This window comes from Rhizobium sp. 01T437 (assembly GCF_056398505.1).
Window position 1 is genome coordinate 484,020 of the sequence record NZ_JBFTPM010000001.1, and the last position, 18,815, is coordinate 502,834.

Annotated in this window: 20 protein-coding genes and 1 pseudogene; 9 read left to right on the top strand and 12 right to left on the bottom strand. The window is 59.6% G+C overall.

Annotated elements, in window-relative coordinates; all coding sequences use genetic code 11:
• Positions 1-123: 123 nt before the first annotated feature.
• On the top strand, positions 124-1,314 hold the full coding sequence (gene fdhA / locus AC1DM5_RS02520; RefSeq protein ID WP_113319954.1) for a formaldehyde dehydrogenase, glutathione-independent: 1,191 nt from the start codon (positions 124-126) through the stop codon (positions 1,312-1,314).
• A gap of 234 nt (positions 1,315-1,548) precedes the next feature.
• Here the strand turns inward: fdhA and AC1DM5_RS02525 are convergent.
• Positions 1,549-1,629 (bottom strand): annotated as a pseudogene (locus AC1DM5_RS02525) (hypothetical protein); the annotation flags it as partial.
• A 349-nt stretch (positions 1,630-1,978) separates the two neighbouring features.
• Between AC1DM5_RS02525 and AC1DM5_RS02530 the strand changes: the two are divergent.
• The 6 genes from AC1DM5_RS02530 to AC1DM5_RS02555 all read left to right on the top strand — a co-directional run bounded on the left by AC1DM5_RS02530 (position 1,979) and on the right by AC1DM5_RS02555 (position 7,676).
• Positions 1,979-4,327, top strand: coding sequence for a calcium-binding protein (locus tag AC1DM5_RS02530; protein WP_477822469.1), 2,349 nt, complete (start codon positions 1,979-1,981; stop codon positions 4,325-4,327).
• A 125-nt stretch (positions 4,328-4,452) separates the two neighbouring features.
• A complete protein-coding gene (locus tag AC1DM5_RS02535) occupies positions 4,453-4,761 on the top strand; it encodes a hypothetical protein (protein ID WP_477822470.1) in 309 nt (102 codons plus the stop codon).
• Between the two features lie 63 nt (positions 4,762-4,824).
• The gene (locus AC1DM5_RS02540; protein ID WP_477822471.1) at positions 4,825-5,331 is read left to right on the top strand and encodes a winged helix-turn-helix transcriptional regulator; all 507 of its coding nucleotides are present in this window, start codon (positions 4,825-4,827) and stop codon (positions 5,329-5,331) included.
• Between the two features lie 115 nt (positions 5,332-5,446).
• The gene (gene fabF / locus AC1DM5_RS02545) at positions 5,447-6,712 is read left to right on the top strand and encodes a beta-ketoacyl-ACP synthase II (RefSeq protein ID WP_477822472.1); all 1,266 of its coding nucleotides are present in this window, start codon (positions 5,447-5,449) and stop codon (positions 6,710-6,712) included.
• A gap of 62 nt (positions 6,713-6,774) precedes the next feature.
• Positions 6,775-7,203 carry a DUF4864 domain-containing protein gene (locus AC1DM5_RS02550; protein WP_007812002.1) on the top strand — a complete coding sequence of 143 codons (429 nt, stop codon included), beginning with the start codon at positions 6,775-6,777 and terminating at the stop codon, positions 7,201-7,203.
• 89 nt (positions 7,204-7,292) lie between these two features.
• Complete coding sequence (locus AC1DM5_RS02555) at positions 7,293-7,676, top strand: hypothetical protein (RefSeq protein ID WP_477822473.1); 384 nt, start codon at positions 7,293-7,295, stop codon at positions 7,674-7,676.
• A gap of 70 nt (positions 7,677-7,746) precedes the next feature.
• On the opposite strand, the gene tgt is transcribed toward AC1DM5_RS02555, so the two are convergent.
• The 6 genes from tgt to AC1DM5_RS02585 form a co-directional block, all read right to left on the bottom strand.
• The gene (tgt, locus tag AC1DM5_RS02560) at positions 7,747-8,880 is read right to left on the bottom strand and encodes a tRNA guanosine(34) transglycosylase Tgt (protein ID WP_183821770.1); all 1,134 of its coding nucleotides are present in this window, start codon (positions 8,878-8,880) and stop codon (positions 7,747-7,749) included.
• Positions 8,877-9,962 (bottom strand): tRNA preQ1(34) S-adenosylmethionine ribosyltransferase-isomerase QueA, encoded by a 1,086-nt coding sequence (gene queA, locus AC1DM5_RS02565; protein ID WP_113183025.1) that lies wholly within the window; start codon positions 9,960-9,962, stop codon positions 8,877-8,879. Before queA ends, tgt begins: the two co-directional genes overlap by 4 nt.
• A 72-nt stretch (positions 9,963-10,034) precedes the next feature.
• The gene (locus tag AC1DM5_RS02570) at positions 10,035-10,544 is read right to left on the bottom strand and encodes a peptidylprolyl isomerase (protein ID WP_037106039.1); all 510 of its coding nucleotides are present in this window, start codon (positions 10,542-10,544) and stop codon (positions 10,035-10,037) included.
• Positions 10,545-10,569: 25 nt separating this feature from the next.
• On the bottom strand, positions 10,570-11,142 hold the full coding sequence (locus tag AC1DM5_RS02575; RefSeq protein ID WP_477974534.1) for a peptidylprolyl isomerase: 573 nt from the start codon (positions 11,140-11,142) through the stop codon (positions 10,570-10,572).
• 25 nt (positions 11,143-11,167) lie between these two features.
• On the bottom strand, positions 11,168-11,662 hold the full coding sequence (coaD, locus tag AC1DM5_RS02580) for a pantetheine-phosphate adenylyltransferase (RefSeq protein ID WP_477822476.1): 495 nt from the start codon (positions 11,660-11,662) through the stop codon (positions 11,168-11,170).
• A gap of 55 nt (positions 11,663-11,717) precedes the next feature.
• Positions 11,718-12,053 (bottom strand): hypothetical protein, encoded by a 336-nt coding sequence (locus AC1DM5_RS02585; RefSeq protein WP_477822477.1) that lies wholly within the window; start codon positions 12,051-12,053, stop codon positions 11,718-11,720.
• Between the two features lie 122 nt (positions 12,054-12,175).
• Between AC1DM5_RS02585 and AC1DM5_RS02590 the strand changes: the two genes are divergently transcribed.
• Positions 12,176-12,337 carry a hypothetical protein gene (locus AC1DM5_RS02590; protein WP_477974536.1) on the top strand — a complete coding sequence of 54 codons (162 nt, stop codon included), beginning with the start codon at positions 12,176-12,178 and terminating at the stop codon, positions 12,335-12,337.
• Between the two features lie 39 nt (positions 12,338-12,376).
• Positions 12,377-12,511, top strand: coding sequence for a hypothetical protein (locus tag AC1DM5_RS02595; RefSeq protein ID WP_007811987.1), 135 nt, complete (start codon positions 12,377-12,379; stop codon positions 12,509-12,511).
• A 58-nt stretch (positions 12,512-12,569) separates the two neighbouring features.
• Here the strand turns inward: AC1DM5_RS02595 and AC1DM5_RS02600 are convergent, their stop codons facing one another.
• From AC1DM5_RS02600 to gyrA, 5 genes are all read right to left on the bottom strand, one after another.
• Positions 12,570-12,863, bottom strand: coding sequence for a hypothetical protein (locus tag AC1DM5_RS02600; RefSeq protein WP_477974538.1), 294 nt, complete (start codon positions 12,861-12,863; stop codon positions 12,570-12,572).
• Between the two features lie 28 nt (positions 12,864-12,891).
• Complete coding sequence (locus AC1DM5_RS02605) at positions 12,892-13,965, bottom strand: hypothetical protein (protein WP_477822479.1); 1,074 nt, start codon at positions 13,963-13,965, stop codon at positions 12,892-12,894.
• Positions 13,965-14,372, bottom strand: a complete 408-nt coding sequence (locus AC1DM5_RS02610; protein WP_477822480.1) for a hypothetical protein — start codon at positions 14,370-14,372, stop codon at positions 13,965-13,967. Before AC1DM5_RS02610 ends, AC1DM5_RS02605 begins: the two co-directional genes overlap by 1 nt.
• Before the next feature lie 10 nt (positions 14,373-14,382).
• The gene (locus AC1DM5_RS02615) at positions 14,383-15,876 is read right to left on the bottom strand and encodes an FAD-binding protein (protein WP_477822481.1); all 1,494 of its coding nucleotides are present in this window, start codon (positions 15,874-15,876) and stop codon (positions 14,383-14,385) included.
• A gap of 95 nt (positions 15,877-15,971) precedes the next feature.
• Positions 15,972-18,773 carry a DNA gyrase subunit A gene (gyrA, locus tag AC1DM5_RS02620; protein ID WP_477822482.1) on the bottom strand — a complete coding sequence of 934 codons (2,802 nt, stop codon included), beginning with the start codon at positions 18,771-18,773 and terminating at the stop codon, positions 15,972-15,974.
• Positions 18,774-18,815: the final 42 nt, after the last annotated feature.

An 18,815-nucleotide genomic window follows, 5' to 3' on the forward strand; every position in this document is an offset into this window, starting at 1 on the left:
TTCCGCCTGCAAGGCGTCGCTTTCGGGACGGCACTGGGATCTTTCTGGTCTACTCTGTAACAGGCAATCGCTGCGGGAGGAGCTGCTAGCGCGTTGCCCTGATTTCAAACGGAGGAGACGGAAATGAGCAAGAACCGTGGCGTCGTCTATTTGCGGCCCGGAAAAGTGGAAGTCCGCGACATCGACGATCCGAAACTCGAGGCGCCGGATGGCCGCCGTATCGAACATGGCGTCATCCTGAAAGTCATCTCCACCAATATCTGCGGTTCGGACCAGCACATGGTCCGCGGCCGCACCACAGCGATGCCGGGCCTCGTGCTCGGACATGAGATTACCGGCGAGATCATCGAAAAAGGCATCGACGTCGAAATGCTCGATGTCGGGGACATCGTCTCCGTACCTTTCAACGTGGCCTGCGGGCGCTGCCGCTGCTGTAAATCACAGGATACCGGCGTCTGCCTGACGGTTAATCCGTCGCGGGCCGGCGGCGCCTATGGCTATGTCGACATGGGCGGCTGGATCGGCGGCCAGGCTCGTTATGTCACAGTCCCCTATGCCGATTTCAACCTCTTGAAAATCCCCGACCGTGACAAGGCGATGGCCAAGATCCGCGATCTCACCATGCTCTCCGATATCCTGCCAACCGGCTTCCACGGCGCGGTCAGAGCCGGCGTCGGTGTCGGCTCGACCGTCTATGTCGCAGGTGCCGGCCCTGTCGGCCTTGCAGCGGCTGCATCCGCCCGTATCCTCGGTGCGGCGGTCGTCATGATCGGCGACTTCAACAAGGACCGCCTCGCCCATGCGAGCCGCGTTGGCTTCGAGGCGATCGATCTCTCGAAGAGCGACCGGCTGGGAGACATGATTGCCCAGGTGGTCGGCACCAATGAAGTGGATAGCGCCATCGATGCGGTCGGCTTCGAAGCGCGTGGACATTCCGGTGGCGAACAGCCGGCGATCGTGCTGAACCAGATGATGGAGATTACCCGCGCCGCCGGCTCCATCGGCATTCCCGGCCTCTACGTCACGGAAGATCCGGGCGCTGTGGACAATGCGGCGAAGCAGGGAAGCCTCTCTCTGCGCTTCGGTCTCGGCTGGGCGAAGGCGCAGTCGTTCCATACCGGCCAGACGCCGGTACTCAAATATAACCGCCAGCTGATGCAGGCGATCCTGCATGACCGCCTGCCGATTGCCGACATCGTCAATGCGAAGGTGATTTCGCTTGAGGATGCCGCCCAAGGCTATGAGAGCTTTGACCAGGGTGCCGCGACAAAGTTCGTTCTCGATCCGCATGGTGCAATTGCCAAGGCGGCCTGATCGATCGATACGATGTGCCGGGGCTGCGGTGTCCCGGCACTCCTTTGTGGAAACGCGATCGGCCGCGCCTCCCCTGCACTTTGGCGCGCCAAATACCGCTCGCGGGACGTATGGCTGATCTGAGCCATCAGCGGCTCCGTCATTTAGGAGATGACAGAGTACTCCGCGACCTTTGAAGACCTCCGCCGGCATGCCGGGATAGAGTGCGATATCGGTGAGCTTCTCCAGGCTTGCCGGCTTCGGCTTGATGCGCGCGGGATAATAGTCAACGCCGCTGCACTGTTCAGTCACCATCGGGCGAAATCGATACGACACCGCCCCCCTTTCCGGCGTCGTCCTCTGATCGAAGGCGCTGAACGGATATTGACTTTCTGGCCAAGCGTTAGCTGGTCGATATCGCGCGCGTGGCCATCGTCGCCTCGGCGACTACGCCCTATTGCTTCGACAGCGAGATCCTCTCCTGACACGTTGATTAGCAAGATGCCCAGGTCCGCATAATATCGGATCCCCGCGGAAGCATCAGTTCGCAATCATATTGCGAGCAATACAATATAGTTAACGCGATCATAACTTTGGCGGATTCTACTGTGAATCAGGCCCTACTTTTGAGCGAATCACTATCCAATCGAAGTAATTCTTTCTACTTCCAGGCGAGGAGGATGAAATGGCCCAAGCTACTAGAATTACAGATGTTATCGATTCATTCGGAATTGATACACATATCGACTATACCGATGGAAAATATTCCAATATCGCGGAAGTTGTTAAAGCTCTGGGCTATCTTGGCCTCGAGACAGTTCGCGATCATGCCCCCACCCCTGCCTCCGACCCTTACGGTCAGGGCCACCTTGGGGACGCGGCAGATGCCGGTGTCAAATTCGTTTTCGTCTCCGGGCGGGATGATACCCCCGCTACCGTTGTCCAGCGACTGCATGCCTTCGTGGAAGCGCATCCCGGTTCGATCGTCGGCATAGAAGGCCCGAACGAGGTCAATAACTGGCCGGTCGCCTATAAGGGACTGTCGGGAGAAGCTGCTGCGCTTGCCTACCAAAAGGATCTGTTCAACGCGGTGAATGCCGATCCGCTGCTGAAGGACATTCCGGTTCTCGGCTTTACCGGTTACACGGTTGCTTCTTCCAACGATTACACGACGATCCACACCTATGCGAAAGAGGGCGACCAGCCCTTCTCCTGGCTTTCGCGCGAATCCGGCGACCAGATGCAGGCAGATCCCGGCAAGCCGCTTACCATCACCGAGATCGGCTATCACACGTCGCTGACCGCCGATACCAACGGCGGATGGGAAGGCGTCGACGAGACGACGCAGGCAAAACTGCTTCTCAATACATTGATGGACGGCGTCTTTCTCGGATCGAAGGACACTTTCATCTACCAGCTTCTCGATGCCTATTCCGATCCGGGAGGCGCCGACCAGGAAAAGCATTTCGGGCTGTTTCGCCTGGATTATACTCCCAAGCCGGCCGCAACAGCGATCCATAATCTAACGGAAATTCTCGAAGATGACGGGGCAACGCAGGCGACCTTCAATCCGGGGGCGCTCAATTACACCATCAACGGACTACCCTCCACCGCGCGCAGCTATCTGACGGAGAAATCCGACGGAAGCTACCAGATCATCATCTGGAACGAGCCCGATATCTGGAACCAGACGACAGACAAGGCGATCCAGGCGGCGGCGGCGAGCGTCACCGTCAATCTGGGCGGAGCTTTCGGGACGGTGCAGGTCTACGATCCGCTGGCGGGCGATACACCGGTCAAGAGCTTCAGCAACATATCCTCCCTCAATGTGGATGTCGTCGACCATCCCATCATTATCAACATAGCAGCAAGTGCCAGCGCAGCGCCGGCGCCTGGCCATATCTATGGCGGCACCGGAGACGACACCTTCACGGTCACCTCCCCGACTGACATCGTCGATGAAAGCCGCGGCGGTGGAACCGATACCGTCATGTCGTCAATCAGCTTCAGCCTGGCGGATACCGCCCATGCGATCGGCGCCATCGAGAACCTGACACTGACCGGCAACGCCAATATCAACGCGACTGGCAATGAACTCGCCAACATTCTCGTCGGCAATTACGGAGCCAACGTGCTGGATGGCGGCGCGGGCGCAGACAGCATGAAGGGTGGAGGTGGCGACGACACCTATATCGTCGACAGCGTCTATGATGTGGTGATCGAAGCTGGCGGCTCCGGCAAGGATACCATCAAGTCCTATGTCTCGCTCAGTCTGATGGACAAGGACCATGTGACGGGAACTGTCGAGAACCTGACCCTGTTGGGTGACGATAACATCAATGCGACCGGCAACGTCATGAACAACGTTCTCACGGGCAATTCCGGCGACAACAACTTCGACGGCGCTAGAGGCGAAGACCGAATGATAGGTGGCCTCGGCAACGACACGTACAAAGTGGATTCGGCAGGCGACATCGTCGACGAAACAGGCGGTGACGGCAACGACACCGTCAATGCCTCCATATCCTTCTCTCTGGAGAATACTCTCGGAACAGTCGAGAATCTGACGCTTACAGGCTCGTCAGCGATCAACGCCACGGGTAACGGCGAAAACAACGTGCTGACCGGAAACAGCGCAGGCAACATGCTGTCGGGCGGCGCAGGAAACGACCAGCTCATCGGCGGCAACGGCAACGATATCCTGAACGGCGGAGCTGGAGCCGACCATTTCATCTTCGACTTCAAACCCAGCGCTTACAACAACATCGACAGGATCGAGGACTTTTCGGAAGGCGCCGGTGACAAGATCGTGCTCGACCACGAGGTTTTCACAGCCATCGATCCAGCGAATTTTTCCGCCGCAAATTTCGTGATGGGCACAAAGGCTTTGGATTCGAACGACCGCCTGATCTACGACCAGACGACCGGAAAGCTTTTCTACGATGCGGACGGTAGCGGGCGCGGTGCGGCCGTGCAGATCGCGACGCTTTCCAATCTGGCGACGCTTCATCACGACGATTTCCTGTTCCTCTGAGATCGGAACCTCGTGTCTTCATGCGGCGGTCCTATGGGGGCTCCTTTCCGGAGCCCCTTTTTCTTGTCCTTTGCCGGCCCGGCACAACATTGTCCGCAAAGCCATCAGCCGAGCGGAGAGAACCATTGCCCTGGACCGCCTATATCATTCACTTTATCGCCGCTGCATTCCTGACCAATGGCGTGCCGCATTTCGTCAATGGCGTCAGCGGCCGGCCTTTCCGCACACCTTTCGTCCGCCTGCAAGGGGCGAAGCTCAGCTCACCAGTCACCAATGTCATCTGGGGCTGGTTCAATTTCCTCGTCGCCTTCCTGCTCTTTGCCAATATCGGGCCGCTTTATATCGGCACGCCGGGAGATACGGTTTTTGTTGCAGCGGGCGTTCTTGTAACCGGCATTCTTCTGGCGCGGATCTTCGGGCGAGACAACGCCTGACAAGCTACTTGCGCATCGCAAGTGGCTTGCATCATGCAAGTAACTTCTGTAGTGACTTGCATCATGCAACGAACAAGCTTCGCCAATTTCAAATGCCCGGCCGCCCGCGCTCTCGACAGCGTCGGTGACTGGTGGAGCATGATGATCCTTCGCGACGCCTTTCACGGGCTGACACGCTTTGACGAATTTCAAAAGAGCCTCGGCGTTGCGCCGAACATCCTGACGCGGCGACTCGCGCATCTGATCGATGAAGGACTGTTCGAGAAGCGCCTCTACAATGAGCACCCTACCCGCTACGAATATGTGCTGACCGCCAAGGGACGTGATTTCTTCCCCGTTCTGATGGCCCTGTTTTCCTGGGGACGCCGGCACGCTCCGCAGGAGGATCTTGCCTTCCTGCTCGGCAATGCCGCTTCCGGCGAGGAGCGCCGGCCCGTGCTGGTGGATGCAGCCAGTGGCGAAGAACTGAAACCCGAAAACACCTGCCTGCTGCCGGGACCGGCCGCCGATGAAGGCGACCGCGAACGGATCGCCCGCATGCGCGCTTATTACCTCGGCATCGACGCCTAGAGCATTTCCATTTTTCTGCGAGGCACGGGAATGCTCTATCTCTTTGTTTTTACGCAATTCCGAACGCAAAACCGCCGCGCACTTTTGCCGGAATTGCTTTAGAAAGGACAAATCCATGGAACGCATTGTTGTCACCGGCATGGGACTTGTTTCGCCACTTGGTGTCGGCGTCGAGACGGCATGGAATCGGCTCGTCGCCGGCGGTTCCGGCCTGCGCGTGCTGCCAGAGACTGTGGTCGGCGATCTCGCCGCCAAGGTCGGCGGGGTCGTTCCCTCCATCGAGGAGGATGCCGAAGCGGGTTTCGATCCCGATCGCGCCGTTCCGCCCAAGGACCAGAAGAAGATGGACCGCTTCATCCAGTTCGCCATGGCGGCGACGGAAGAAGCTGTGCGCCAGGCCGGCTGGATGCCTGAGGGCGTCGATGCGCGCGAGCGAACGGCGACGATCATCGCCTCCGGCGTCGGCGGCTTTCCGGCGATTGCGGATGCGGTACGCACGGCTGAGACGCGCGGCGTGCGGCGGCTCTCGCCCTTCACCGTGCCTTCCTTCCTCGTCAATCTGGCGGCTGGTCAGGTCAGCATCCGCTACGGCTTCAAGGGCCCGCTCGGGGCACCGGTAACGGCTTGCGCAGCAAGCGTTCAGGCAATCGGCGATGCGGCGCGGCTGATCCGGTCCGGCGAGGCGGATGTCGCTATCTGCGGCGGCTCGGAAGCCTGCATCGACAAGGTGAGCCTTGGCGGCTTTGCCGCAGCCCGTGCACTATCGAGCGGTTTCAACGACAGGCCCGAACTTGCCTCGCGGCCCTTCGATACGGCCCGCGACGGCTTCGTGATGGGCGAAGGGGCTGGCATTCTCGTCATCGAAACACTTGAGCATGCGCTGGCGCGCGGCGCGACGCCGCTTGCCGAACTCGTCGGCTACGGCACGGCCGCCGACGCCTATCACATGACGGCAGGGCCGGAAGATGGCGATGGCGCCCGCCGGGCGATGGAGGCTGCCTTACGGCAGGCCAGGATCCCGGCTTCCGAGGTCAAGCATCTCAACGCCCATGCGACCTCGACACCGGTCGGTGACAAGGGCGAGATCGCTGCAATCGGTACGGTCTTCGGCCGCGACGGCGGCATTGCCGTCAGCGCCACCAAGTCGGCGACTGGTCATCTGCTGGGTGCTGCAGGCGGGCTCGAAGCCATCTTTACGATTCTTGCGCTGCGCGATCAGATAGCCCCGCCGACGCGCAATCTGGAAACGGCCGATCCGGCAGCCGAAGGCATCGATCTCGTGGGCAAGGTGGCCCGCAAGGTGGTGATGGAATATGCGATCACCAACGGCTTCGGCTTCGGCGGCGTCAATGCCAGCGCCCTCTTCCGCCGCTGGTCCTGACCGGCTCTTTCCTTGTGCGCAAAATAGCCTACACTTCTGCTGACATAGCCGGAGATGATCCCATGCGCGCTTTTTTCGCAGTGCTGGTTCTGTGTGCCGTATCCGTAATGTCAGGCATGGCGGCCCGCGCCGAAGATCCCGTGCAGACAACACAGACGATGATCGAGGAGCAGATCAGGGCATTCCTCAAGGACGATGCGGATACCGCCTATTCCTTCGCTGCGCCCGGCATCAAGGCCATGTATCCCGACAAGAATGTCTTTTTCGCCATGGTGAAGAAGAGCTACGAGCCGGTCTATCATCCCGGCAACTATGCCTTCGGGCGCAGCAGGTCGATCGACGATGGCGCAATGATCTATCAGGAAGTGCTGATCTCCGGCCGCGATGGCAAGGACTGGACGGCGATCTATCAGGTCGCTCGTCAGCCTGACGGCAGCTTCAAGATCAACGGCGTGCAGATCGTGCCGAATGCCGACAGCAAGGGCATTTAGTGGATTAAGCATCCCTGCATATTAAAGTTGTGTGAGGTTTCCCCGAAGAGTAGAGAGCCTATATCATTCTGTCTGGGGATTGAAACTTAATGCCTACTTCTTTCAAGTATTTGGTCGCTGTCGCGGCGATCGGTTTCGCAGCCATGCCGGGCATTGGGCAAGCGGAATCCTTTTCTAAGCTCACACAGCAAAATTATGCCATCGGCAAACTCACCAAGGGGAAGGCCGGTGGTTACGGCTGGGTCGTCTCGAACGGCAATACTCGTTTCTTCTGCCGACTGAATGCCAGCCTGGCGTATGTCAACCAGAAAGAGATGATGAGCATCCTTTCGAGCGGAAGGACCATCAAGTTGGACCGCGCCACGTTTGAGGCATCGATCGGTGGTCCTGATCCGTCTATACCGCAATGGAGCGATCTCCAGGCCGGCCGTGTCAAGCCAGCTGACGTCGGGAGCTGTACACCTGTTCGCTGATTGATAACAGCATAGGCGTCGTCTCGTTACCAGACGAGAGCCGTAGCAAGGCGGCCCTCGCCGGGATATATCAAACGGGCTCGAGATCGCCCCTCGCCCATTCCTCGATCGTTTCCGCCATGAAATCGGCGAAACGACCTTCGGCAATCGCCTTGCGGATACCCTGCATCAGTTCCTGATAGTAGTTCAGATTGTGCCAGGAAAGAAGCATGCCGCCGAGCGCCTCGTTGGCGCGGACGAGATGGTGGAGATAGGCGCGCGAATAATCCCGTGTGGCCGGGCAGTTCGACTGTTCGTCGAGCGGGCGCATGTCTTCCGCGTGGCGGGCATTGCGGATATTGACCTTGCCGCGGCGGGTAAAAGCCAAACCGTGACGACCCGAACGGGTCGGCATCACGCAGTCGAACATGTCGATACCGCGGGCGACAGATTTTAGGATGTCGTCGGGCGTGCCGACGCCCATCAGGTAGCGCGGCTTTTCGCCGGGCAGGACCGGGAGCGTCGTTTCCAGCATCTTCAGCATGACGTCCTGCGGCTCGCCGACCGCAAGGCCGCCGACCGCGTAGCCCTTGAGATCGAGCTTTGCCAGTTCCTCGGCCGAGCGGACGCGCAAGGCAGGAACGTCGCCACCCTGGACGATACCGAACATGGCCTTGCCCGGCTGGTTGCCGAAGGCCACCTTGCAGCGCTCGGCCCAGCGCAGTGACAGCTCCATGGCGCGCTCGATTTCCTTGGGCTCGGCCGGCAATGCCACGCATTCATCGAGCTGCATCTGGATATCGGAGCCGAGCAGCCCCTGGATTTCGATGGAGCGCTCCGGCGACATATGATGCAGGCTGCCGTCGACATGCGACTTGAAGGTGACGCCTTGCTCATCAAGCTTACGCAGGCCGGAAAGCGACATGACCTGAAAGCCACCGGAATCCGTCAGAATCGGGTGTTCCCAGCGAATGAGCTTGTGCAGGCCACCGAGGCGGGCAACGCGTTCGGCGGTCGGGCGCAGCATCAGGTGATAGGTATTGCCGAGGATGATATCGGCACCCGTCTCGCGCACCTGGTCGAGATACATGGCCTTGACCGTGCCGACCGTGCCGACCGGCATGAAGGCCGGTGTGCGGATCGTGCCGCGCGGCATGGAAACTTCACCGAGACGCGCGCCGCCATCGGTCTTCTTGAGGGTGAACTGGAAGTTCTCAGTCGTCATCGGTCTTTCCGGAAAAGAAGGCTCGCGTCGCCGTAGGAATAGAAGCGGTAGCCTGTCGAAATGGCATGTTTATAGGCCGCTTGCATGGTCTCGAAACCGGCGAAGGCCGAGACCAGCATGAAGAGCGTCGAGCGCGGCAGGTGGAAGTTCGTCATCAGGATATCGACCGCCTTGAAGCGGTAGCCGGGCGTAATGAAGATGCCTGTCGCGCCGGCCCAGGGCTTGATCTCACCGCTCTCTTCTGCAGCGCTCTCGATCAGCCGCAACGAGGTCGTGCCGACGCAGATGATACGCCCGCCCCTTTGCCGCACGGCATTCAGCCTCGCAGCGATCTCAGCGCTGACATAGCCGCTTTCGAGATGCATCTTGTGATCGTCGGTGTCGTCAGCCTTGACCGGCAGGAAGGTACCGGCACCAACGTGAAGCGTTACGAAATGCCGTTCGATGCCGGCTTTGTCGAGCGCCTCGAACAGATCAGGTGTGAAATGCAGGCCGGCGGTCGGGGCAGCGACGGCGCCCTCCTCCCGCGCATAGATGGTCTGGTAATCGGCGCGGTCACGTTCGTCTTCCGGACGCTTGGCGGCGATATAGGGCGGCAGCGGAATATGGCCGACGCTGGCAATCGCTTCGTCCAGCGCAGGGCCGGAGAGATCGAATGCGAGCGTCACCTCACCCGCTTCGCCCTTTTCCTCGACGGTCGCATCGAGCGAGCCGATCATGCAGCTTTCGCCGCCATGGCCGAAGGCGATACGGTCGCCTTCCTTGATACGCTTGCCGGGCTTGGCGAAGGCTTTCCACTTGTTGGCGCCGATGCGCATGTGGAGCGTCGCCGACACCTGCTGGCCGCCAGCGCCCTCGCGATGACGAATGCCTTCGAGCTGGGCCGGAATGACCTTGGTATCGTTGAAGACCAGCGCGTCGCCTGCCCGCAGGAAGGACGGCAAATCTGAGACGCGATGATCGGAAAGAACTGGCTGCGCATTCGGATCGACGACAAGCAGGCGCGCGCTATCGCGCGGCTCGGCGGGCCGCAGCGCAATGCGTTCATCCGGCAGGTCAAAATCGAAGAGGTCTACGCGCATCAACGTACTTTCAGGCAAAGCGAAACCCGCCCCGCGCTCTCGCGCAAGGGCGGGTTCCTGCAGAAATCACAATCAGACGTCGGCGGCAACCCGCATGGAGACGATCGAATCCGGATCGGAGACGGGCTCGCCCTTCTTGATCTTGTCAATATTGTCCATGCCTTCGATGACCTGGCCCCAGACGGAATACTGCTTGTTCAGCCACGGAGCATCGGTGAAGCAGATGAAGAACTGGGAGTTGGCCGAGTTCGGGCTCTGCGAACGGGCCATCGAGCAGGTGCCGCGAACATGCGGCGTTGCAGAGAATTCAGCCTTGAGATCATCCTTCGAAGAACCGCCCATGCCGGCGCGACCCGGGTTGAAGTTCTCTCCGCCCTTCTTGCCGAACTGCACGTCACCCGTCTGCGCCATGAAATCGGCGATGACGCGGTGGAAAACGACACCGTCATAGGCCTTCTCGCGGGCGAGTTCCTTGATGCGCTTGACATGTTCGGGCGCGACCTGCGGCAGAAGCTGGATGACAACCTTGCCCTTGGTGGTTTCCAGAATGATGGTGTTTTCCGGATCCTTGATCTCGGCCATTGTCGTTCTCCTTCTTGTCTTGAACTTACTTCTTGCCCAGCGTGACCTTGATCATGCGGTCGGGATTGCTGACTTCGCCGTTCTGGCCTTCGCCCTTCTTGATCTTGTCGACGTTTTCCATGCCTGAGACAACCTTGCCGACGACCGTGTACTGACCGTTCAGGAACGAGCCGTCCGCGAACATGATGAAGAACTGCGAGTTGGCGGAATTCGGATCCTGGGCGCGCGCCATGCCGACCGTGCCACGGACAAAGGGCGTCTTGGAGAATTCAGCCGGAAGGTCAGGCAGGTCGGAGCCGCCGGTGCCGGCCTGGCTCGCATCGAAGTTCTTTTCCATGTTGCCATACTTCACGTCGCCGGTCTGGGCCATGAAGCCGGGGATGACGCGGTGGAAGGCGACATTGTCATATTCGCCCTTCTTCACCAGCGCCTCGATCTGCGCCACATGCTTCGGCGCGACGTCAGGCAGAAGCTGGATCACGACCGGGCCGCTCTTCAACTGAATGGTGACATAGTGATCGGCAGCCTGCRCAAAAGCGTCGCCCGCGAAGGAAGCGAGATAGAGCACGCCGGCAAATGCAAGATAAAAGAGTTTCATGTTGGCTCCATTGAGGCGGTTCCGCCTAGGCTTTGCGCTTGGATTTCAGGGCTTGCAAGACAGCCGCCGGCACGAAGGCGCTGACATCGCCGCCCATGGCCGCGATCTGGCGCACCAATGTGGCGGTAATGGGCCGCGAGGCCGTGCCTGCCGGCAGAAAGATGGTCTGGATATCCGGCGCCATCTGCCGGTTCATGCCTGCCATCTGCATTTCATAATCAAGATCGGTGCCGTCACGCAGACCTCGGATCAGCAGGCTTGCGTCATGCTTGCGTGCGGCATCGACAACGAGATTGTCGAAGGAAACGACGTCGATATTCGCGCTCTTTTCCGGCAGCACTTCGGCTAGCGACGCGCGGATCAGCCCTGCCTTTTCCTCAAAGGAGAAGAGCGGTGTCTTTCCAGGGTGGATTCCTATCGCGACGATCACCTTCTCGGCGACATTGAGCGCCTGGACCAGCACGTCAACGTGTCCATTGGTGATCGGGTCGAAGGACCCCGGATAGAAAGCTGTGGTCATATCGTCCGGCCGTTTGTTTTCACGCCTTTTGTCATGGAAGGCGGTTTCCCGCAAGTTATTTAGCCATGCCGCCCGACGCGTCTGAACGATGAATGAACGGGGCGTTCAAGGCCTGCTCAGATGCGATGTGCTTTACTCGGATCATCAACACAGAACTGCCGGTCCCGGCAGCGTCACTCCCCGGAAAGACCCGATCATGCTGATCATCCTCATTGCCATAGCCGTTATTTTTTCGATGTTTGCGGAGCTTTTCTACGGTTACTTCGCAGATCGCCATCAGCTTGGTTGGGTACGGCCGGAGGTCAATGAACATGCGGCCATCATGCGGCAGCTTGGCCGGATGCGTTCTAATCGATTTGAATTCTGAACGGTAGATGAACACGACATTCAAGGTCGCTTCAGATCACGGTTGGTAAATCCCCCGTCAACATCCGGCGGGAACCTTTTAAAGACGGATGCGTTCAAATGATCGACACATACGAGATGCGGAAGCGCGGCAGGAAGGGAATTAAGATGCCTGGCAAGATCACCATGATTAACATGCTCTGGATGGTAATGATTACGGGCATGCTGACTGCCACAGTCGCTCTCTATGACAATCAGAAGATCGATGCCTCCAAGGTCTATGGCCCGTTCGCTTCGGCTCGCTCCGTAAGCGTCCTCGGCCAGTACTGAGGGGCGTGAACGCAACTCCCTACAGAAAGGAACGCCACCATGTTCACGATCCTGACAGTTTTCACAGCACTCATCAGCATCATGTTCATAGTGTCCGTTACTTCGACGATTTCAGCGCTGCGCCGTGAAAGCGAGGAAGTGAAATCGATGAACAAGAAGCATAGCGCTTTCTAAAGCCGCTCCCGCTACGCAGAGCATGAATGCAAGCCGGATGTTCTGCATCCGGCTTTTCTCATGTCGAAGATGCAGGCCGCAGCGCCAGACAGCCGCTCTTTCGCAGCGGCAGAACAAGAAGAGCCCCCTTGCCATAGAGCGCACGCACATAGTCGCTGCGCTCGCTTGTGACGACGGCAAAGCCCCTGCCCCATCGCAGGATGGAGACACCTTCGGGCAATGCGCCGGGTTCGATGCTGCCGGCGGGAAAGACCATGGCAGCCGGCGCCTCGCCCGTTGCCGCGAAGACCACAGCAAACAGCGCGAAGACTGCGGCAACGATCGCAATCGCAGTGCCTGTCCTGCGTGCCAAGCGCCTGATCAGCCACCCGTCCGATGTTTCAGAAATCAAATATATGTTCGAGGCCCGGATCGGCAATTGACCGGTCTTTGAGCAGAGGCGCGAGATCAGCCATCTTGACCGACAGAAGCAGGCGGTCGCTGTCGAAACCGGTGCGAGGCAGGCGTGTGATCACCTCGCCAGGCAGATTGCCCTGCTCCATCCCTGAAGGCATGGTCAGCGACACCATGATCTCGTCATTGCCGGCAATCTCGCGGATTGTACCACCTGCCTTGGCGACCTCCGCGAGGATATGGGTGAAGCGGTCGTAGCGCGGCGTTTCGATCAGCACACCATCGGCACTTTCCGAAATGACCGATACATCGGGAATTGCCGAAAGCATGGTAGCCGGCAGGCCTGATACGACCGATCGGATCGTCAGCTTCGCCTCACCGGTTGCGGCAACAGCGCTGGCGATCATGCCGGCATAGGCGATCTTTGCACGCCACTCGCCGCCGAGCGCCAGACGACGCTCCCAGCCACGCAGCGGCTCTTCCACCGGTGCGACCCAAAGCCTGTCGATCCAGGGCTGGAAGGGATATTTGTACCATGGGGTCTGGCGCAGAAAGCCGGCATAATCGATCGCCATATCGCGGGCGACGATATCCTGCGGCGTCTTTTCGCTGCCGCGCCAGAGCGCAAAAACCGGACCGACCGTTTCCTCATAGACCGCCTTGAGGCCCATTTCGAGCGTGAAGCTGACACCGATGGTCGCGATCATCATTCGCGTCTCGCTGTCGGCGCCGCCGTGGCGATTGGCAATACGGGTCAGCGCACAGTCTGCGACCCAGAAATCCTTCACGCTGGAGAAATAATCGAAGCCATATTCGTCGCCCGCCTTCAAGGTTTCGGCGAGGCCGTCATAGGCATAGACGATATGCCACTCCGGATAGGTGAGATAGGTATTGGCCTCCTGCCGGCGGAATTCGGGATCCGATATCAGCGGCTTGTAGCTATCGGGTTCGGGATCGGCATGGCAGAAGGTCTCGACGTAGGCAGCCGGGCTGAGCAGCAGCAGGACGGCGACCACGAGAACCGCAAGGAGCCAGCCGATGATTTTCAGAAGGCGCCGCATCACGGGGCCTCACGGCGGAAGATATAGCTGGATGCGATTCCCACACCGCCAAGAAAGAGATGCGGCACGTTGGCGAGGATCTTGAACGTAAAGGGAAGATCCTGAATGCCGTAGTTGACGATGCCAAGATCAAGGTAACCCGACCCGGTGATCAGTCCAAGCAGACCATCGCTGAAATAGAGCAGGCCGAAATAGAAAAGAAAGTTTCGGGACGCCCGGGCCGACAGGAAGGCTGCGATACCGGCCCAGGCAGCCGAGGCCAGATGTAGGCTGTCGTCATAGATATCGAGCGCAAAGATGCCGAATGCGCGCCCCTCCGCATCCGTCAGGCCCGGAATGTAATTCAATGCGGCCGCAAAGAGCAGAGCCACTGTATAAAGCACAGCAATCAGCCGAAGCCTGGACATTATGATCTCCCTAGAGGCTTCCGAGATAGCGATCCCAGAAATGATTGCGAAAGGTAAGGCGGGGATCCAGCCGGCGCTTGGCCGCTGCAAATTCGCCAGCGCGGGGATAGGCGCGGGTAAACTGATCCAATCGGGCATGCGGCCGGTACGGCAGATAATAGCTGCCGCCGATCGCGAGCACGCGCTCGATCAGCGCTTCGGTCATGCGCTGCATATCGGCCTCGCCCCTCACCGTCTTTTCCTGCGAGAAGAGCATGACCGCGGCAATGCGGGGCTCCATAGCGTAAGCCAACACACTATCGCGATCAGTATCGACATAGCGCAGTGTGATGTTGAGGAGCTGCTGATAAGAGGCCGGAATGACATCCTGGCAGGCTGCAACGAAATCAGCGAAGCGGGACGGTGAGACGAAATATTCATGCAGGATATCCGTGCGGGACGGATCCCGGTCATCGAGCGTGATGACGGGTTCGTTCATCAGGCTGTTGCGCGTCGCCTGCGCCGCAAGCGATGGATTGATGACAGCCTCGGTCCACCAGCGAAGATGTTTGGCCGTATCCGAACCGAGCTGCGCCCGGAAGATTTCACGAGACGCATGGCTGATGAAACCGGAACCGGAGGCCGGAGGTATTTTCGTCTGGTCCGGAGCGGCGCGATAGGTGATCAGCAGCGCCTCTTCAAAGAAACGATCAAGCGAAACATCCATGCGACCATAGGCCATGTTGATCGCGCTATCGCTCGCCAGAACCTCAGCGAAGCGCCGTCCGAGATCCTCGCCCGCCAAATGCTCGAAGGTCGGCTCAAGGAGCACATTCGGCACCATGTCGAGCTCAAGCTCGGTGATGACACCGAAAAGGCCGTATCCGCCCATGGCATGGTTGAAGAGCTCCGCATTCTCCGTGCGTGAGCAGGTCAGCAGATTGCCGTCCACCGTCATCAACCTGATGGAACGGACGGTGCTGCCGCAAGCACTGAATGGAACGGGCCAGCCATGGGCATTGACCGAAAAGGTGCTGGCAACGCCGAAGTCGTTGTTGGACTGCATGACGGCGGGCGAAAAGCCGATGCTATCGAGCTTGGAAATGATCGTCGACCAACGTGCGCCGGCAGCGACACGGTAGGTCTTGGCGGCTGTATCTGCCTCCAGCCAATCCTGATCGAGCGTCAGTGCCGTACCATTCTCGACAAGGCTCTGGCCGCCCATCGAATGGCGCGCGGCGCTGGCGATGAAGGGCCTGTTTGCCTTGACGGCTTCAGCGAGCGCCGTGCGCAACCGGCCGATCATGGCCTCCTGCGGCGGCTCCTTGATGGTCAGATGTGCCGCAACCCGGGTCGGTGTCAGTTCTCCGGCATCATTGAGAATGGTCGCGCCATCTTCAATGGGAAGTTCCGCTGGAAAGGCTGGTCCGGGATCGCCTTGCGGCTGAAGCAAAAAACGCCCCGCCGCCACACCGGCTGCGGCCGAAATACCGGCCAGCACCCCTCGCCTTGTCCACCTGCCCACAACATTCCCCCTCCGGATGAATCGGCAAGCTCTTCATAGCGCAATAAAAAACCGGGCGGCAGGGGCCGCCCGGTTCGCAATGAGAAAGTCGTGAATTATTCAGCTGATGGGGTTTCGTCGGCTTCGCCCGCTGCAGGAGCTTCGCCTTCGGAAACCACGGCTTCGTCTCCGTTTTCCGTCGTCTCTTCTTCTTCCGGCTCGCTGATGCGCTCGACCGAGACGACCTTCTCATCCTTGGCAGTGGAGAAGATTGTCACGCCCTTCGTCGCGCGGCTGGCGATACGGATGCCGCCGACCGGAACGCGGATCAGCTGACCGCCATCCGAGACGAGCATGATCTGATCGCCATCGTCGATCGGGAAGGCGGCGACCAGTTCGCCGATTTCGCCGGTTTTCGACGTATCGGTGGCGCGGATACCCTTGCCGCCACGGCCAGAGATGCGGAAATCGTAGGAGGACGAGCGCTTGCCGAAGCCCTTTTCCGAAACCGTCAACACGAACTGTTCGCGTGCCTTCAGCTCTTCGTAGCGCTCGTCAGAGAGCTGTCCCTCTTCGGTGACTTCCTCGCCGACCAGAGCGATATCCTCTTCATCCACGCCCGTCGCACGCCGTTCGGCGGCGGAGCGCTTGAGGTAAGCTGCGCGTTCCCACGGCTCGGCATCGACATGGCCGACGATCGTCATCGAGATGATGCTGTCGCCACTGCCGAGATTGATGCCGCGCACACCGATCGAGTTGCGGCCGGCAAAGACGCGGACGTCATCGACCGGGAAGCGGATGCACTGGCCGAGCGCTGTCGTCAGCAGAACGTCGTCCTGATCCGTGCAGGTCTCAACAGAGAGGATCTCATCGCCCTCCTCGTCAAGCTTCATGGCAATCTTGCCGTTGCGGTTCACCTGGACGAAGTCCGACAGCTTGTTGCGACGGACCGTGCCCCGTGTCGTCGAGAACATGACGTCGAGGTTGTCCCAGCTATCCTCGTCCTCAGGCAGCGGCAGGATGGTGGTGATGCGTTCGCCGGATTCCAGCGGCAGCATATTGATCAACGCCTTGCCGCGCGAGGTCGGCGTGCCGATCGGCAGGCGCCAGACCTTTTCCTTGTAGACGATGCCGCGCGAGGAGAAGAACAGAACCGGCGTGTGAGTATTGACCACGAATAGCCGGCTAACAAAATCTTCATCGCGGGTGGTCATGCCCGAACGGCCCTTGCCGCCGCGGCGCTGTGCACGGTAGGTCGCCAGCGGCACGCGCTTGATATAGCCGAGGTGTGAGACTGTCACGACCATGTCTTCGCGGGCGATGAGATCCTCATCGTCCATCTCAAGGCCGCCATCGATGATCTCGGTGCGGCGTGGAGTGCCGAACTCGTCACGGACAGAGGTCAGCTCGTCCTTGACGATCGTCTGGATGCGCACGCGCGACGACAGGATATCGAGGTAGTCCTTGATTTCCTCGCCTATCTTATTGAGTTCGTCGCCGATTTCGTCGCGGCCAAGAGCCGTCAGGCGGGCCAGACGGAGTTCGAGGATCGCGCGAGCCTGCTCTTCCGAGAGATTGTAGGTCAGATCCTCGTTGATGCGATGACGCGGATCGTCGATGAGACGGATCAGGCTTTCGACGTCCTCCGCCGGCCAGCGGCGGGTCATTAGTTCTTCGCGGGCGGACTGCGGGTCCGGAGCCTGACGGATAACGCGGATGACTTCGTCGATATTGGCGACGGCGATTGCGAGACCCACCAAGACGTGGGCGCGCTCACGCGCCTTGCGAAGCAGGAACTTCGTTCTCCGGCTAACGACCTCCTCACGGAAGGAGACGAAAGCGCGGAGCATGTCGAGCAGCGTCAGCTGTTCCGGCTTGCCGCCGTTCAGCGCCACCATGTTGCAGCCGAAGGAGGTCTGCAGCGGCGTGTAGCGGTAGAGCTGGTTCAAGATCACGTCGGCATTGGCGTCGCGCTTCAGCTCGACGACGACGCGGTAGCCCTGACGGTCGGATTCGTCGCGCAGATCGGAGATGCCTTCGATGCGCTTCTCGCGGACCAGTTCGGCCATCTTCTCGATCATCGTCGCCTTGTTCACCTGATAGGGAATTTCGGTGATGATGATCTGTTCGCGATCGCCGCGCATCGGCTCGATGGTTGCAACACCGCGCATGATGACCGAACCACGGCCGGTTTCATAGGCCGAGCGAATGCCGGCGCGGCCGAGGATCTTGGCGCCGGTCGGGAAATCCGGACCGGGAATGATCTGCATCAGCTCCGGCAGTTCGATTGCCGGATCATTGATCAGCGTGATGCAGGCGTCGATGACTTCAGACAGGTTATGCGGCGGGATATTGGTCGCCATGCCGACGGCGATGCCGCCTGCGCCGTTGACCAGCAGGTTCGGGAACTTGGCAGGCACTACGACCGGCTCTGACAGAGTGCCGTCATAGTTGTCGCGGAAATCGACCGTTTCCTTGTCGAGGTCGTCGAGCAGCGAATGGGCGGCCTTCTGCAGGCGGCATTCGGTGTAACGTTCGGCCGCCGGCGGGTCACCGTCGACCGAGCCGAAATTGCCCTGGCCGTCGATCAGCGGCAGCCTCAACGACCAATGCTGCGCCATGCGGGCGAGTGCGTCATAAATCGCGGCATTGCCGTGCGGATGGTATTTACCCATCACGTCCCCGGTAACGCGGGCGCATTTGACGTATTTCTTGTTCCAGTCGATGCCAAGCTCGGACATGCCGTAAAGGATGCGCCGATGCACGGGCTTCAGGCCATCGCGCACGTCGGGCAGCGCACGCGACACGATCACGCTCATGGCGTAATCGAGATACGACCGCTGCATTTCCTCCATAATGGAGATGGGCTCGATGCCTGGCGGGAGCTTCCCGCCGCCGGGGGGTGTTTGCTCAGTCAAAACGGTTCACGTTCTCTTCTAGAATCACTCGAAGATTTATAG

Coding starts and splice junctions, on each gene's coding strand:
- fdhA (WP_113319954.1), top strand. CDS start 124: ATGAGCAAGAACCGTGGCGTCGTCTATTTGCGGCCCGGAAAAGTGGAA.
- AC1DM5_RS02530 (WP_477822469.1), top strand. CDS start 1,979: ATGGCCCAAGCTACTAGAATTACAGATGTTATCGATTCATTCGGAATT.
- AC1DM5_RS02540 (WP_477822471.1), top strand. CDS start 4,825: ATGCAACGAACAAGCTTCGCCAATTTCAAATGCCCGGCCGCCCGCGCT.
- fabF (WP_477822472.1), top strand. CDS start 5,447: ATGGAACGCATTGTTGTCACCGGCATGGGACTTGTTTCGCCACTTGGT.
- AC1DM5_RS02550 (WP_007812002.1), top strand. CDS start 6,775: ATGCGCGCTTTTTTCGCAGTGCTGGTTCTGTGTGCCGTATCCGTAATG.
- AC1DM5_RS02555 (WP_477822473.1), top strand. CDS start 7,293: ATGCCTACTTCTTTCAAGTATTTGGTCGCTGTCGCGGCGATCGGTTTC.
- tgt (WP_183821770.1), bottom strand. CDS start 8,880: ATGACGACTGAGAACTTCCAGTTCACCCTCAAGAAGACCGATGGCGGC.
- queA (WP_113183025.1), bottom strand. CDS start 9,962: ATGCGCGTAGACCTCTTCGATTTTGACCTGCCGGATGAACGCATTGCG.
- AC1DM5_RS02570 (WP_037106039.1), bottom strand. CDS start 10,544: ATGGCCGAGATCAAGGATCCGGAAAACACCATCATTCTGGAAACCACC.
- coaD (WP_477822476.1), bottom strand. CDS start 11,662: ATGACCACAGCTTTCTATCCGGGGTCCTTCGACCCGATCACCAATGGA.
- AC1DM5_RS02590 (WP_477974536.1), top strand. CDS start 12,176: ATGCCTGGCAAGATCACCATGATTAACATGCTCTGGATGGTAATGATT.
- AC1DM5_RS02595 (WP_007811987.1), top strand. CDS start 12,377: ATGTTCACGATCCTGACAGTTTTCACAGCACTCATCAGCATCATGTTC.
- AC1DM5_RS02605 (WP_477822479.1), bottom strand. CDS start 13,965: ATGCGGCGCCTTCTGAAAATCATCGGCTGGCTCCTTGCGGTTCTCGTG.
- AC1DM5_RS02610 (WP_477822480.1), bottom strand. CDS start 14,372: ATGTCCAGGCTTCGGCTGATTGCTGTGCTTTATACAGTGGCTCTGCTC.